Genomic DNA, 15,089 nt, shown 5'->3' with positions numbered 1-15,089 from the left:
AGGGGGCCGAATATGAATTCATTATCAACGGAACAGCTTGGAATCGGTTATGGCGACAGGGTGATTGTAAAGGATTTAAATATATCGATTCCTAAAGGGAAAATTACCACCTTAATTGGCCCGAACGGCTGCGGGAAATCAACGATTTTAAAAACAATGTCCAGAATTATGCGTTCGCATGCAGGGGCCGTCTATTTAAACGGCAAAGCGATTCATAAAATGTCTACAAAAGACATTGCGAAAGATATGGCGATTCTGCCACAGACACCTGAAGCGCCGAGCGGCCTAACGGTGCACGAATTGGTGTCGTACGGCAGGTTTCCGCATCAATCAGGATTCGGCAGATTAAATGACGAAGACCGCCGGATTATCAAATGGGCGCTTGAAGAAACAGGCATGGCTGTATTTGCTGAACGGCCGATTGAGGCATTGTCAGGCGGACAGCGTCAACGCGTGTGGATTGCCATGGCGCTTGCGCAAGGGACGGAGCTGCTGCTGCTGGATGAACCTACGACGTATCTTGATCTTGCACACCAGCTTGAAATTCTGCAGCTGCTTGACAGACTCAACAAAGAGCAGGGGCGGACAATTTTAATGGTCATTCATGACCTTAACCACGCAGCTCGTTTTTCCCATTATATGATCGCGCTCAAAAAAGGCACGGTCATCAAGGAAGGTACTGCACTTGAGGTCATGACACCGGATATTTTGCAGCGGGTATTTCAGATTGATGCTGAAATCGTGAGTGATCCCCGTACAAATAAACCTGTATGCTTGACCTATGATCTGATTAAAAATGAAAAAGAGCTTGTTTCTGTGTAAGAAAAATCCCGGTTCGAAGCCGGGATTTTTTTTATTCGCCGCGAAAATACAATTTTTCTATTTGATTCCGTCATTTTAATAAAAAGATTGCAAGTCTTTTTGAATTAATAGATAATATTGGTTAGAATGTTTCGAAAATATTACAATGTTTACAGAAAGAGGAGATCGTTGTGTCCAAGAAGAAAAAATGGCTTATTGGCGGTGCGATTTGTGCTGGTGTGCTTGTACTGGCTGGGATCGGCGCCGGCGGTTTTTACTTTTTTACTCACATGAACCAAATTGCCGTATCATCGGAGCCCTATGCTGAATCGGTAGCGGTATACATGGGAGGAGATTCAGAATCAGGCCAAACGTTTTCTGGAAAGGTTGAACCTGAAAAACAGCAGAAAGTATACATAGATTCAGAAAAAGGCAGTATTAAAAAAACATACGTCAAAGAAGGCGATCAGGTTAAAAAGGGTGATAAGCTTTTTGAGTATGAGGGTGAGGATCACTCTGATGAAATTGAGCAGGCTAACTTGCAAATCGAAATGACAACTTTGCAAATCGGCCGTTTGCAAAAATCAATAACAGAAACGGAAAAGAAGCTGAAAGCGGCAGGGAAAGAAGAGAAAGCCCAGCTTCAAGATGAAATTGACCAAGCGAATTTCGATTTGAAAACAAGCCAGCTCGAACTGAAACAGCATCAAAAAGAACTGGCTGGCCTGACGAAAAACAAAGGTTCCAATGTCATTACAAGCAAGCATGACGGAATCGTTCAAAGTGTCAATCAGGATATCGCTGACGGGGCAACAGGCGACCAGGCAACAGGCCCGTATATCCAGATTGTTTCGACAGGCAAATATCTAGTCAAGAGTCAAATCAACGAGCTGTTAATGGACACGATCAAAAAAGGCAGCAAAGTCAAGGTCACACTGAAAACAGGCGGTGAGGGTGAGTGGAAAGGAAAGGTCACCTCGATTGGCAAGCTTCCAGCGGGAGCAGGCGAGGGTGAAGAATCAGAAAGCTTTTCTGATGAAGAAATGAATCCTCAGTCCTCTAACTATCCTTTTACCATTTTATTAGACAGCCATAAAGGTCTTGAAGTCGGCTATCATGTCAACATCGAAGTGGTGAGTGATGATGATGATGCGGATACGATCAAGCTGCCGTCCGACATGGTCATTCAGGATGACGGCGAACCGTACGTGTGGAAAGCGGATGAGAAGCAGAAAGCGGTCAAGCAGCCTGTTGAAATCGGCGAGACTGATGAAAATAACATGGTGGAAATTAAGAGCGGCCTGACGCCGGAAGATTATGTAATCTACCCTGATCCAGCGGTCAAGGAAGGAAAGCAGGTTACAGTCAATGCTGACACTGAATAATATTTCGAAATCGTACAAGCTGGGAAAAGAAGAAGTTCCAATCTTGAAACATATCAATCTGACCGTCCAGGCAGGGGAGTTTTTGGCTATTATGGGGCCTTCGGGTTCTGGAAAGTCAACGTTAATGAATATTATCGGCTGTTTGGACAGGCCAACCTCGGGAACCTATACGCTTGATCAGATCGATATATTGAAAGGGAGAGACGGAGCTTTAGCCGAAATTCGCAACGAATCAATCGGGTTTGTGTTTCAAACTTTTCATTTGCTGCCGCGTCTCACCGCGCTGCAAAATGTCGAGCTGCCGATGATTTACAATAAAGTGAAGAAAAAAGAGAGAAGGCAACGGGCATATGAAGCGCTGGAAAAGGTCGGATTAAAAGACAGGGTCTCCTACAAACCGCCTAAGCTGTCCGGCGGTCAAAAGCAGCGGGTGGCGATAGCGAGAGCCCTTGTCAATCAGCCGAGGTTTATTTTAGCTGATGAACCGACCGGGGCGCTTGATACCAAATCAAGTGAACAAATTTTGTCACTGTTTTCCGAACTTCATCGGGAAGGCAAGACCATTATTATGATAACCCACGACCCGGACGTCGCCAAAAAAGCTGATAGAACCGTTTTTATCAGAGACGGAGAGTTGGTATTAGATGAGAAAGGGGATATCAGCCATGCTTGAACATATTCGAATCTCCTTTCAATCCATTTTCTCTCATAAATTAAGATCCATTCTGACAATGCTCGGCGTGATTATCGGCATAGCGGCGATCATTGCGATTGTCTCGATGCTGAAGGGCCAAAGTGAGCAATTAAAGCAAAGTATGATCGGCATGGGAAACAACGCGATCAACGTTGTCTACCAGCCGTCTGGCGGTGAAGAGGAGGGCGGCCCTCAGGTATCGTATACATCCGCGCCGCCTGTAGCGGAAGATACAGTAAAGGCGATCAAATCTGATCCTATTGTCAAAGGATTATCCTTATATTACATGTCAGAAGGCGCGAGCGTTTTTCATTTAACAAACGTTTCGTATCCCCAAGTGTACGGAGTGGACGATGATTACTTCGATATGTTCCCAATCCGAATAACCGAAGGGAGAAAGCTGGCGGAAAACGAATTAAACACCACACACCAGGTGGTGATGATCAATGAAGCTGTCAGAGATGAACTGTTTCCAGAAGGAGACGCTCTGCATAAAAGCATTGAAATGAATGGTGTGCCGTTTAAGGTCGTCGGTGTTTTTAAAGAAAAAAATCAGCAGGAAAGCATGTTTGAAGGCGACTATGCAAATCCGGTTTTGTACGTGCCGAAAAAAGTGTGGCCGCTTATTGAAGGGTTTGACGCGCCAACCCAGATTGCCGTGCAGGCTGACTCTTCTGAGCATATCCAAGAAGCGGGTGTAATGGCTGCGGATCTTTTAAATCAGGGACTGTCAGAAGCTGAGTTGGAGAAAGCAGAGTACAGTGTAATGGATCTTCAGGAGATCGCGCAGGAAGTGGAGTCCTTTAATCAGTCATTTGCATTGCTGCTTGGCGGAATCGCCAGTATTTCACTTTTGGTGGGCGGTATCGGCGTCATGAACATTATGCTCGTTTCCGTAACGGAGCGCACGAGAGAAATCGGAATTAAGAAAGCGCTCGGTGCTAAGCGGCGTGTGATTTTATTTCAATTTTTAACCGAGGCTGTCGTGCTGACAAGCATTGGCGGAATACTCGGTGTGCTGGCGGGCTTCGGCATCGCCAAGCTGCTGACGGTCATTTTTCCGATGCCTTTTATCGTCTCCATTCCAGCTGTTGTCGGAGCACTCATCTTTTCAATGGCAGTCGGCATTATCTTCGGCTTGCTTCCGTCCATCAAGGCATCGAAGCTTCAGCCTGTAGACGCGCTGCGCTATGAATAAAAAGAACGCATCCAATTGGAATGCGTTCTTTTTTTAGCTGGGAAGTGCTGAGTTGCATTTGTCTAAAATCAAAAATACGGCTGCGATGATCATTTCTTCAGTGGTAGACAGCCAGATGTCGCTGATCATTTCGTCTGTTGTATGAGCAGTCATCCATAAAAACAGAAGCTGGACGATGCCTGCCAGGAGAATGAATAAGCGTTTGTCTGTCTTGAAAAATGTAAAACTATGTATCATCAGGCGTTCAAATGGTTCTAGGAATAGCCCAAGGATAAGAAATAACACAGCAAAAAGCAGGACATGAGCTGCTGAGCGGTAGCTCGTTCCCGCTAAAGAAAATAATATATAGATGACAGCAAAATAGGTCAACACCACTGCTGCTGCGGCCAGCAAGTATTTGATGGAGAGCCGCAATAAAAGTTTTGAAGACGTTTGATGTTTCACAGGTTCAGCTCCTTATGAAGGCTTGCAGAGAACGAGTGCTCTCTGCAAGCTGTAAGTCTATTATTTACTGCATTTCTTTTTTACAACTGGGTGCTTTTCTTTTGAAAGCACATCAGTAAAATCTTTGCCTAAGTCAAGGTGCGCTTGAACAAATGTTTCAGGAAGCATGGCAAGCCATTGGTTTAAAGATACATCGGCATAATGGTCGTCTTTGAAGATTTCTAAAAAGACAAGCGGTTCATCCCCAATGTTTTCAACGTAATGACCCATTGCAAATGGTACATATCCGACATCACCGGCTTGGTAGTTAAACGTTCTGGCATGGCCGTCAGATGCAAAGACGGTCATTCTTGCTTTACCGGAGATGTAGTATTGCCATTCGTGTGTATTCGGATGCCAGTGCAGCTCTCTCATGGCGCCGGGTTCTACTGTTACAAGCGCTGATGCGATGGTTTTAGACACTTTGAAGTTTGTCGAATCTGCAATGTATACGTTCCCTCCCTCAGATTCAATCGGCTCTTGTTCAAGAAGGCGGTAAGTAAATGGATAAGGCACTTCGCCGTTCGGCCCTTCCACAATGTCATCTTTTAAGCTGCCAGGGAGTTGGTTTTCAAATATATATTTTTCTTTGCCTGGCAAATTAGCAATCTCTTCTTTTGTCACGCCGAAGTTCGCAGCAATCACTTCTTTTGGAGTGTGGGCAAGCCAATCTGTCAGCTGGAACGTGCTGTTTTCTGAGAATGATCCATCGTCAAACACAAGCAGGAATTCAGCCCCCTCATCCAGCGCTTGGATAGAATGCGGCAGGCCTGACGGGAAGTACCAAAGGTCACCTTCACCTACATCATCAATAAAGCTGCGCCCTTTTTCATCAACAATTGTGACTCTTGCGCTTCCGTAAATCATATAAGCCCATTCTGCTTCTTTATGCCAGTGCAGCTCGCGAATGGCGCCTGGCTTCAGCCGCATATTTACAGATGCAAGGTTTTCTGAAATCGGCAGTTCACGTACTGTCACTTCACGGGCATATCCGCCTTTTTCTAATCGGTTATGAGTGTCAGAGAACGAAAACTTCATATTGCTGACGGTGCCATGATCAGTTTCAGGCGGAACAAGCATATCAGGGTTTTGCCGGTCTCTTTCAATATTGCGTGGGATTTTTACCGTTGCTCCTTTGTCTCCTCTAATTGGCTGCGGAATATCATTTTGTTTTTTCATGAAATGTTTCCTCCTTAGATTTAATTGTGATAGCAGAAAGAGAAGGTGAAAGGCCTTTCGTTTTCCCTTCTGTTTTGTTAAGTGAAAAAAATCAGTGAAAAGTCAACTTTGATTGAAAAATTATTTTTTTGCATGATCTTTCAGTTCTGTCATTAGTTCTATGAGTTGATCAAACTTCTTTTCGAACCGGGTCAGCAGGTACATTGCAATCAGCGCGGGAAACCCCAAATTGCCGATTTGTTTTACGACTTCCTCTATAAAAACCTGATCCATAGGAAAATACCTCCCTTCTTTTTCTGCAGTCATGTATGTAAGTGAAGGAAATCCGATAAAACGTAAACTGCTGCAAAGTATTTTGGAAGACACTAGGCGGAAAGTAGTAGTTTACTTTTTTTTGCTTTCCTTCATTTAATTTAGTAGGGAGGCGGTTTGATGGACTATCAAAGTCTTTTACGGTCAAAATGTAAGGAGATAATGAAGCATCCCATCGTGAAGCATTTTTTGAGCAATCCTCAGCATTACCGTTTGTTCAAAAACGTAATGGAAAGCCCTAACGAAAAAGATGCAAAATCATTGGACGAGCTATTTAAGCAATTTTATAAAGAAATCCGCATCGTCAAGTATATGAATTCAATGATTCGCATCTTTTCTATTGATTTTGATAAGCGGGTTCGCAAAAATCAAAAACGGTATCCGCTGACGGTTGATCATCCGGAGGCAGGAGATCGACTTCCTTCCGAAACAGGAAGCGATGCATTTGACGAATTTTTAGACCGGCAGGATGATTTGAGTCAGCATGTTCAGGATTATCAGCTCTACCAAGCGATTCAGAATCTGACTGACAAACAAAAAAGCGTGCTGACGAAAGTGTATCTTCACGGTGCCACGATGCAGGAGATTGCAGATTCATTAGGGGAGTCCCGGCAAAACATTTCCAACATTCATAAAAAGGGGCTGGAGAATATCAGAAAGCAGCTAGCGGCGCAAAAAAAGGGGGAAAAGTAAGCTGTGAACGGCCAGTTTGAACAAAAAAAGAAACAAAATGACGAGACTTTTGACATTGAGCACCTGATTGCATGCTTTTCACCGATGATCAGAAAAAAACTCAGCAATACGTCCTATCAAGAAAGAGAAGATTTAGAGCAAGAGCTGAAGATCAAAATGTTTGAAAAGGCTGATATGCTTTTGTGTCAGGATGTCCCTGGATTTTGGGAGTTTATTTTGTACATGGTAGATGAGAACTCATAATATTTTCATATAAAAAAACATCAAAAGGGAGCGCTTGTTTGCTCCTTTTTTGCTGTTTTGATTTGCCAAGCTCCAATGTATTCAAAAATGTACCATAAATAAACGATATAATGATAAGATGAAAAAAACAGTGACAGAAAGGAACATAAAAGTGGAAAATGCGTCAATTTTAATCGTAGACGATGAGAAAGCGATTGTGGACATGATCAAACGCGTTCTCGAAAAAGAAGGTTATCGAAATATACTGGATGCGGCAAGCGCAGAAGAAGCGATTCCTGTTGTGAAGGCCAATAAGGTTGACTTAATTGTGCTGGATGTCATGATGGGCGGAATGTCCGGTTTTGAAGCCTGCACGCTGATCAGAGAGTATTCAGACGCTCCGATTTTTTTCCTGACGGCAAGATCATCCGACGCGGACAAATTATCGGGCTTTGCGGTCGGAGCTGATGACTATATCACAAAACCATTTAATCCGCTGGAATTAGCGGCGCGGATCAGAGCGCATCTCAAGCGTACATATCAATCGAAAGAAACGAGTTCAAATCAAACATACACATATGATTATTTTACTTTTTCTCCGCAAAATGCCGAGCTGATCGTAGGCGGGGAAGCTGTTGCTTGTTCAGCTCAGCTTCTGCAGCTTTTGCAGTATTTTTGTGAACACCCAAACGTGGTGCTCTCCAAGGATCAAATATATGAAAAAGTATGGGGCTATCCTTCCTATGGTGACAACAACACCGTCATGGTTCATATTCGCAAGCTTAGGGAGAAGATTGAGCGCGATCCGAGCAATCCGGAGTATATTGTAACCGTTCGAGGTCTCGGCTATCGTTTTATCCCAAATCCTGAAGGCAAGCGGTCATGAGGTTAAGATGGAAGTTTTTGTTTCACTTTTTCGGGCAGATGCTGATTGTGATCCTGCTGCTTACGGTGATGCTTGTTGCGTCGTTTTTCTATTTAGACGCTCGTTTTAGCGATGCGGAATCCAATTCGGGACTGACGAAGGCGACGACCGACACACTTGAAGCATATCTCGATGTAAACGAAGACGGGACATGGGAAGTGGATAATTTCCTGAAGAAATCTGTCGATAAACAGCACGGCTGGATGCAAATCATTGATTCGGAAGGAAACACTGATTATTCCTACGGCGTGCCAAAAGACGTGCCGGGCACCTATACCAAGAAAGAGCTATTGTCTATTTATAAAATCAAAAAGCTTCATAACTATAAACTGAATTATTGGGCTATCAATATTGAAGATAAGTCGTATCTTCTATTGTTCGGCTGGAAATCAAAGAGTGAACAGCTCCTGACTTCCGTTGAAAAGCGTGAACAAAAGATAGACGCTCTAGCGCACTATAAGTCTGGCACCATCGACTATATTAAGCAGAAAAAAGGCGCTATTTACCTGTTAGACAGCAATGGAAACATTCTCGACAGCATCAACAGCACAAAAAGCGAAAGAAAAACGATGAACCAGCTGGAGCTGCTGAAATACAGCTCTAAACCTTGGAACTATAAGCGGGAAATTTCCGTTAAGATTCTCAATAAAGACAGATGGATGGTCGCTACGGTGCCGAACCCTGTCTATGTAACCGATCAGGAGTTTAACAAATCATTCCTGAAGGTTGTATTAAAAGCGATGTTTCTTGTTATGGGCGTTTTGTTCATGTATATCATTTGGATGACCGTTTGGTATATGTTCCGGTTCGGGCTGCCGATTTTTCACACGATTCGATGGCTGGTCAATCTGTCAAAAGGGAAGCTTGAGGAACCCAGAAACCGGGAAGGCCATCCTGTCAGCAAAAATAAAAAGGGGAAAATCAAACAGCCGTACCGCTTTTTCGGAGAGATATTTGAATCAATGGATCAGCTGACCGAAACGCTGAGAAGGGATAAAAGAAACAGGGAAAAAATCCAGGCGACAAGGGAAGAATGGATCGCCGGTTTGTCACATGACTTAAAAACACCGCTCAGCAGCATTTACGGCTACAGCATGATGCTCGAGTCGAAGCAGTATGACTGGTCGCCGGAAGAAGTGAAAGAAATGGGGCAGGTTGTCAGAGAAAAATCTGAATACATGTCCAAGCTGATTGAAGATTTAAATTTAACATATCGGCTGAAAAATGATGCTCTTCCTATTGAGAGAAGGCTTACCAGCCTTATCCCGTTTTTTAAAAATGTCATTGAGGATTTTAAGAAAAATCCGTTTTCTGAAGGGTATGATATCTCGTTTGTATCCAAAGAAGAGCATATTGAATTTGCACTTGATGAAGCGTGGTTCAGGCGCATATTAGAAAACCTCCTTGGGAATGCCGTGAAGCACAACAACAAAGGAACAGAGATTCAAGTCATTCTGGAACAAACAAAAAATCATATTTCTTTAAAGGTGAAGGACAATGGGAAAGGAATGGATGAAGAAACGATTACCCATTTGTTTAACCGTTACTACAGAGGGACGAACACAAAAGATTCAACTGCCGGAACGGGTCTCGGGCTCGCGATTGCCAAGGAGCTTGTCCATCTGCATAACGGAACGATCCATGTAAACAGCAGAATGGACATTGGGACGGTCATTACCATCCTTTTTAAAAAACAATAAACATCATGTGGTTTGGACACCTCTTTGCCGGGAATAACAATATATAGACTGAAGCTAAAGAGGTGTAACACATGGATGCAGTATTGGAAGCAGACACTAGGGCAGTGATTGGAGAAGGCCCGTTATGGGATGAAGAAAACGGCCGCTTATATTGGGTTGATATCCTGGGGAGCGAGCTCCACATTTTTGACCCTGAAGAAAAAATCAACCGATCGATCAAATTCAAATCCTTTGTGACGGCGCTTGCGAAATATTCCAAGGATGAACTGATTATGACGATGAAGGACGGGTTTTACCTGTATCATCTTCGGGATGATAGCTTGGAAAAAATTAAACAGCCAAAGGACATGCATGAGAGCCTGAGATTTAATGATGCTAAATGTGACCCGTACGGAAGGCTGTGGGCGGGGACGACGAGCATGGAAGGCGAGCAAAAACAGGCATCGCTGTACCGTTTGAATCTAGACGGCAGTCTTGTCAAAATCAAAGATCAAGTCTCGACCTCAAACGGTTTGGATTGGGATCGCGAGCGGAATTTGATGTATTACATCGACACGCCGACGAAGGAGATTGTGCGCTACAGCTATGACCCTCAAAGCGGAGATGTTTCAAATCCAGAACCTGTCTATCGTTTTGACCAATCAGACGGATTGCCGGACGGCATGACAATCGACCAAAATGGCATGCTGTGGGTGGCGCTGTTTGGCGGCAGCCGCGTTGTTCACATTGACCCGTTTGAGAAAAAAGAAATCAATTCAATCAGCGTGCCGGCTAAGTATGTCACGTGCTGCGCGTTTGGCGGCAGAGACTTAAAAACCCTTTACATTACAACGGCAACGGAACAAATGACAGAAAAAGAAAGATTCGAGCAGCCTCACGCTGGAGGGTTGTTTTCAGCACAACTGGAAACAGGCGGATATCATCCGGTACCATTTGCTGGAGACGTATAAAAAAAACGCATCCGATAGACGGATGCGTTTTTGCATGTTACAGAGAACGGATAATGCCGCCTTCCACACGCTGTGCCGTGCCGTTAATGGCGGAGGCGGCGTCAGACGCGAGGAATACGATTGTGTTGGCGACTTCTTCTGCTGTCGCGTATCGCTGAATAAGCGAAGTTGGCTCATTGACCTTGAAATAGTCTTTGATAAATGTATCTGTATCCTGGCCGGCTGCTTGTGCGGCGCCTTCCATATAGGATGCCACGCCCTCTGTCCAAGTAGGTCCCGGAAGCACTGAGTTGACCGTCACATTTGTGCCTTTTGTCATTTCAGCCATTCCTCTTGACAGGCTGATCAGCGCCGTTTTTGTCATTGAGTATGGAATCATCGTTGGCAGCGGTTTGATGCCTGCTTCACTTGCAATATTTAAAATGCGGCCGCTGTTTTTGGCAAGCATCTTTGGAAGGAAGTGCCGGCTTGTCCGAACAGCGCTCATCACGTTCACTTCGAAATATTGATTCCACTCTTCATCTGTCACATCGGCAAAGTCTTTTACCTCGAAGAAACCAAGGTTGTTGACAAGGATATCGATATCACCGATTTCATTTACTTTTTCGATAAAAGCCGCTGCTTCATCTGTTTTTGACAAATCGGCAGCAACACCGTGCACTGTTCCATAGCCAGAAAGCTCTTCAATGGTACGATCGACAGTCTCCTGTTTGCGTCCGTTGACAATGACTGCCGCACCCTCTTGCAGAAAGCTTTTTGCGGCGGCTTTCCCGATGCCGGACGTTGAGCCGGTGATTAAGACGAGTTTGTTTTTTAGCTGTAAATTCATAAGAATCATTCCTTTTGATTGATGATGGTATTAAGTATACAAGATCAAATTTAGTGTTTACGAGGATTTTGCTCCCATACACAATACGGGAAAAGTCATTCAGGACGCATATACAAGCCTGTCAGTCATATAGTATAATTACTCCGAAAAAAGGATACGAATGTCAAATAGGTGCCGGTCCGTGGACAACAGCCGGCTTAAAAGGGAAACCGGTACAAGCCGGTGCGGTCCCGCCACTGTAATTGGCCAAAGCGCCAAGAGCCAGGATACCTGCCTGTTTGATCAGCACGAATTCTGCGAGGACAGATGATGTGTAAACAATAGGCTTTTTTGTGTTGTTTACAGCATCTTTACCGTCGTAGAGATGCTTTTTTTAGTTCTTTTAGGAGGAAAAGTGTATGAAAAAACGAGTCGGGATATGGACTGCGCTCCTGCTGGCCGCTGTTATGCTGGCAGGCTGCGGCAATTCTGCGGATCAGAAGGATTCCAAGGCAAAACAAAAGACAGAAGCGTTCCCTGTCACCATTGATGATGCGTCAAACCAGGATGTAACCATCAAAAAAGAGCCGAAAAAGATTGTTTCATTAATGCCGAGCAACACAGAAATTACATATGCGCTCGGCCTCGGTGACAAAGTGGTCGGTGTCACCACAAACGATACCTATCCAAAGGAAGTCAAAAAGGTTGAAAAAGTCGGAGATATGAATATAAACGTTGAAAAAGTCATTTCTCTAAAGCCGGATCTCGTTCTGGCTCACGAGTCTTCCATGTCAGCATCAGCGGATGCCATCAAACAGCTGAAGGCTGCGGGCATTACCGTGCTGACTGTCAATGATGCACAATCATTCTCCGAGGTGTACAAATCAATCGAAATGATTGGAGAAGCTGCCGGGGCTGAGAAACAAGCCGATCAGCTCGTGAAAAGCATGAAATCAGATATAAAGGATATTAAAGAAAAAGCGAAAACCATTTCAAAGGACGAGGGGAAAAGTGTATTTATCGAGGTTTCTCCTGACCCGGACATTTATACAACCGGAAAAGATACGTTTATGAATGAAATGCTGAATGTCATCCATGCTAAAAACGCAGCGGCGGATCAGACTGGATGGGTGCAAATGACAGATGAGGCGATCGTAAAACTCAATCCTGATGCAATTGTTACAACGGACGGTGTGAAAGCGAAAGCTGTGGAAAAACGCGATGGCTGGAGCGAAATCAATGCTGTGAAACATCATCGTGTATATGATGTGGACCCTGATCTTGTGACACGTTCGGGTCCCCGTCTGATCGAAGGGGTCGAAGAACTTGCGGAAAGCATTTACCCAGATACGTTTAAGAAATAATCGTTTTACCGCATATATCATTGGTTTCTCATTTTTAGCCGTGAGCATCATCTTAGGAATTTCTTGCGGCAGCCTGCAAATTCCTATTCCCACAGTCTTTCGTGTCTTTTGGCATCAAGGCTTCGGCGGCTCTATCGGCTCTGATGATCCGATGTACACAAATATTATGATGAATATCAGACTGCCGAGAGTTGTGCTGGCCGCCCTTGTGGGGGCGGCTCTTTCTATCGCAGGGGCCGCTTTTCAGGGGCTGCTGAAAAATCCGCTTGCTGATCCCTATACGCTCGGTGTTTCATCCGGTGCTTCAGTTGGCGCGGTTGTGACCCTATTCTTTAGCCTGCAGCTTCCTGGCATCGGAGGGTTTACACTCCCGGTTATGAGTGTAGCCGCGGCGCTTGCCACGATCGCGGCGGTCCTTTCCTTCAGCCGCCTCGTTCACACTTCGATGTCTGTTTCCACCCTCATTTTGACTGGTGTTATCATCAACTCTTTTTTGGGCGCATTTATTTCTCTTATCATCGCCTTGACAGGAGACAACCTGCTTCCGATTGTGCATTGGCTGCTTGGCAGCGTTTCAATGAGAGGCTGGAGTTATGTTATTCTGTTTCTTCCGTTTTTTCTTTTGGGAACCATTTTATTGATTATAAACGGAAGGGAGCTGAACGTGATGACATATGGAGAAGACAAAGCAAAGCTTCTCGGAGTCAGCGTTCAGCAAAGGAAGATGCTGATTTTAATAGCCGGCTCTCTTTTGACCGGAAGCGCTGTGGCAGTGTCAGGAACGATCGGCTTTGTCGGCCTTGTCATTCCGCATATCACAAGGCTTTTGTGGGGAACAGACCATCGGCATTTACTGCCGCTGTCCGCCTTGCTCGGGGCAGGGTTTCTCGTTTTAGCCGATCTGCTTTCCAGAACGATCATTGAGCCAATTGAACTGCCGATCGGGATCATTACGTCCTTGGCTGGAGCGCCTGTGTTCGCTCTAATTTTAATTCGGCAGCACCGCGGGAGGAAAAGCTTATGATGAAGGCAGAAGGATTGTCGGGAGGATACGGCGACAGCTGTCTGGTCAACAATGTCAGCTTAACAGTGGAGAAGGGGGAATTCCTCGGAATTCTCGGCCCTAATGGAAGCGGGAAAACCACGCTTTTGCACTTGCTGACAGGAACGCTGCCGGCCAAAGAAGGCAGCGTTTATCTGGCCGGAAAACCGCTGGCGGACTATAAACCGAAGGAACTGGCGCAAATCATGGCTGTCCTGCCGCAAAAAACGGATCAAGCCTTCACCTTTACGGTCGAAGAAACTGTGGCCTTTGGCAGATATCCGTTCCAAACGGGGCTGTTCAGACAGCAGACTGAAAAGGATAAAGCCATTGTACAGAAAGCAATGGAGCAAACAGGAGTGGCCGCTTTTGCGCAAAAGCCGGTCCGCGAACTAAGCGGAGGGGAACAGCAGAGGGTGTATTTGGCCCAAGCTTTGGCGCAGCAGCCGCGTATTTTATTTTTGGACGAGCCGACCAATTTTCTCGATCTGGCTTATCAAAAAGACCTGCTTGATCTGATCAAACGCTTGACGAGTGAAAGCGGATTGGCAGCTGTCAGCGTTTTTCATGATTTGAACACCGCAAGCCTGTACTGTGATGGGCTCATGTTTATGAAAAACGGCACCGCAGGGCCTAAGCAAAAACCGGAATATGCTGTTACAGAACATCGCATAAAGGCGGTGTACGATACAGATGTCACCGCCTTGGTTCATCAAAGCTCACCTAAACCGATGATTGTGATTCAGCCTGAAAAAGACAGCGCGAAGTGCCAGTTTACCCCATTTGAAGCATTGCTCCAAGCGGGGCGTGATGAGATTCTTCTGCAAGCGGAAATCCCCCTTCGAACATTGTCCTCGACGCCTATAGGTGCAGGGTTTTCGTGGAGCAGAACGCTGATCCATAAACGGCTGCCAGATCAGTCAGATCCGATAAAAGGACTTACAGCCTATCTTTCAGAGAACGGTTTTCAACTGGAGGAAACGTGTGCGACCGCATCTTCAGAAAGGCTTGACCGTTTCGTTTATCGAACGTTTGAGGATGAAGAGTTATCTGTTTTCATATGCGTTCTGACCGGCTTTTCCATTTGGATTTTGATTAATGGCTATGCGTCAGATCAATTCTTCATCAAAGCTCTTATGGCTGCCGAAGCAGAACGGACGAAAGTGCTGGGAGACAGACGAGATACAGGTGATATTCTCGTCGCCGCGACCCAAACTCAGCAATCCGAAAACACAGAACAGCAGCTGAATCAATTGATAAAGAACGGAACAGCTGAATGTGTAAAAGAGGCTGCTGAGCTGTTTGAATAAGTCTGTGTAAAGGAGGTTCAGGT

16 protein-coding genes and 1 riboswitch are annotated in these 15,089 nt (G+C 45.1%); of the genes, 12 read left to right on the top strand and 4 right to left on the bottom strand.

What is annotated here, in order from left to right:
• Window positions 1-12 precede the first annotated feature (12 nt).
• From CDO84_RS16140 to CDO84_RS16125, 4 genes are all read left to right on the top strand, one after another.
• Window positions 13-822, top strand: coding sequence for an ABC transporter ATP-binding protein (locus CDO84_RS16140; protein ID WP_040081834.1), 810 nt, complete (start codon window positions 13-15; stop codon window positions 820-822).
• A gap of 170 nt (window positions 823-992) precedes the next feature.
• On the top strand, window positions 993-2,186 hold the full coding sequence (locus tag CDO84_RS16135) for an efflux RND transporter periplasmic adaptor subunit (RefSeq protein ID WP_040081836.1): 1,194 nt from the start codon (window positions 993-995) through the stop codon (window positions 2,184-2,186).
• On the top strand, window positions 2,170-2,859 hold the full coding sequence (locus tag CDO84_RS16130) for an ABC transporter ATP-binding protein (protein ID WP_040081837.1): 690 nt from the start codon (window positions 2,170-2,172) through the stop codon (window positions 2,857-2,859). The genes CDO84_RS16135 and CDO84_RS16130 overlap by 17 nt, the downstream gene beginning before the upstream one ends.
• The gene (locus CDO84_RS16125; protein WP_040081838.1) at window positions 2,852-4,078 is read left to right on the top strand and encodes an ABC transporter permease; all 1,227 of its coding nucleotides are present in this window, start codon (window positions 2,852-2,854) and stop codon (window positions 4,076-4,078) included. The genes CDO84_RS16130 and CDO84_RS16125 overlap by 8 nt, the downstream gene beginning before the upstream one ends.
• 33 nt (window positions 4,079-4,111) lie before the next feature.
• Here the strand turns inward: CDO84_RS16125 and CDO84_RS16120 are convergent, their stop codons facing one another.
• From CDO84_RS16120 to CDO84_RS16110, 3 genes are all read right to left on the bottom strand, one after another.
• A complete protein-coding gene (locus CDO84_RS16120) occupies window positions 4,112-4,522 on the bottom strand; it encodes an acid stress-sensitive anti sigma factor RsiO (RefSeq protein WP_014665358.1) in 411 nt (136 codons plus the stop codon).
• A gap of 60 nt (window positions 4,523-4,582) precedes the next feature.
• Window positions 4,583-5,740, bottom strand: a complete 1,158-nt coding sequence (gene oxdC / locus CDO84_RS16115) for an oxalate decarboxylase (protein WP_040081839.1) — start codon at window positions 5,738-5,740, stop codon at window positions 4,583-4,585.
• Between the two features lie 120 nt (window positions 5,741-5,860).
• Window positions 5,861-6,013 (bottom strand): YvrJ family protein, encoded by a 153-nt coding sequence (locus tag CDO84_RS16110; protein ID WP_003244090.1) that lies wholly within the window; start codon window positions 6,011-6,013, stop codon window positions 5,861-5,863.
• A 201-nt stretch (window positions 6,014-6,214) separates the two neighbouring features.
• Between CDO84_RS16110 and sigO the strand changes: the two genes are divergently transcribed.
• From sigO to CDO84_RS16085, 5 genes are all read left to right on the top strand, one after another.
• Window positions 6,215-6,745 carry an RNA polymerase sigma factor SigO gene (sigO, locus tag CDO84_RS16105; RefSeq protein ID WP_082032973.1) on the top strand — a complete coding sequence of 177 codons (531 nt, stop codon included), beginning with the start codon at window positions 6,215-6,217 and terminating at the stop codon, window positions 6,743-6,745.
• Between the two features lie 3 nt (window positions 6,746-6,748).
• Complete coding sequence (gene rsoA, locus CDO84_RS16100) at window positions 6,749-6,988, top strand: sigma-O factor regulator RsoA (protein ID WP_014665355.1); 240 nt, start codon at window positions 6,749-6,751, stop codon at window positions 6,986-6,988.
• Window positions 6,989-7,139: 151 nt separating this feature from the next.
• A complete protein-coding gene (gene yvrH / locus CDO84_RS16095; RefSeq protein WP_003243545.1) occupies window positions 7,140-7,853 on the top strand; it encodes a two-component system response regulator YvrH in 714 nt (237 codons plus the stop codon).
• The gene (yvrG, locus tag CDO84_RS16090) at window positions 7,850-9,592 is read left to right on the top strand and encodes a two-component system sensor histidine kinase YvrG (RefSeq protein ID WP_040081841.1); all 1,743 of its coding nucleotides are present in this window, start codon (window positions 7,850-7,852) and stop codon (window positions 9,590-9,592) included. The genes yvrH and yvrG overlap by 4 nt, the downstream gene beginning before the upstream one ends.
• Before the next feature lie 71 nt (window positions 9,593-9,663).
• The gene (locus CDO84_RS16085; protein WP_040081842.1) at window positions 9,664-10,542 is read left to right on the top strand and encodes an SMP-30/gluconolactonase/LRE family protein; all 879 of its coding nucleotides are present in this window, start codon (window positions 9,664-9,666) and stop codon (window positions 10,540-10,542) included.
• Between the two features lie 37 nt (window positions 10,543-10,579).
• On the opposite strand, the gene CDO84_RS16080 is transcribed toward CDO84_RS16085, so the two are convergent.
• Window positions 10,580-11,371, bottom strand: a complete 792-nt coding sequence (locus CDO84_RS16080; RefSeq protein ID WP_040081843.1) for an SDR family NAD(P)-dependent oxidoreductase — start codon at window positions 11,369-11,371, stop codon at window positions 10,580-10,582.
• Between the two features lie 152 nt (window positions 11,372-11,523).
• Window positions 11,524-11,663: riboswitch (cobalamin riboswitch) on the top strand.
• Window positions 11,664-11,769: 106 nt separating this feature from the next.
• On the opposite strand from CDO84_RS16080, the gene CDO84_RS16075 reads away from it, so the two are divergent.
• From CDO84_RS16075 to CDO84_RS16065, 3 genes are read left to right on the top strand one after another with little or no spacing between them, the layout of a single operon-like run.
• Window positions 11,770-12,714 carry an ABC transporter substrate-binding protein gene (locus CDO84_RS16075; protein ID WP_040081844.1) on the top strand — a complete coding sequence of 315 codons (945 nt, stop codon included), beginning with the start codon at window positions 11,770-11,772 and terminating at the stop codon, window positions 12,712-12,714.
• On the top strand, window positions 12,677-13,738 hold the full coding sequence (locus CDO84_RS16070) for a FecCD family ABC transporter permease (RefSeq protein ID WP_040081846.1): 1,062 nt from the start codon (window positions 12,677-12,679) through the stop codon (window positions 13,736-13,738). The genes CDO84_RS16075 and CDO84_RS16070 overlap by 38 nt, the downstream gene beginning before the upstream one ends.
• Entirely contained in the window at window positions 13,738-15,066 is a 1,329-nt protein-coding gene (locus CDO84_RS16065; protein WP_082032974.1) for an ABC transporter ATP-binding protein, read from the top strand. The genes CDO84_RS16070 and CDO84_RS16065 overlap by 1 nt, the downstream gene beginning before the upstream one ends.
• Window positions 15,067-15,089 lie beyond the last annotated feature (23 nt).

It is taken from the genome of Bacillus sp. MD-5 (assembly GCF_002201875.1).
GTDB lineage: Bacteria > Bacillota > Bacilli > Bacillales > Bacillaceae > Bacillus > Bacillus stercoris.
This window is presented reverse-complemented; position numbering and strand designations above follow the sequence as displayed.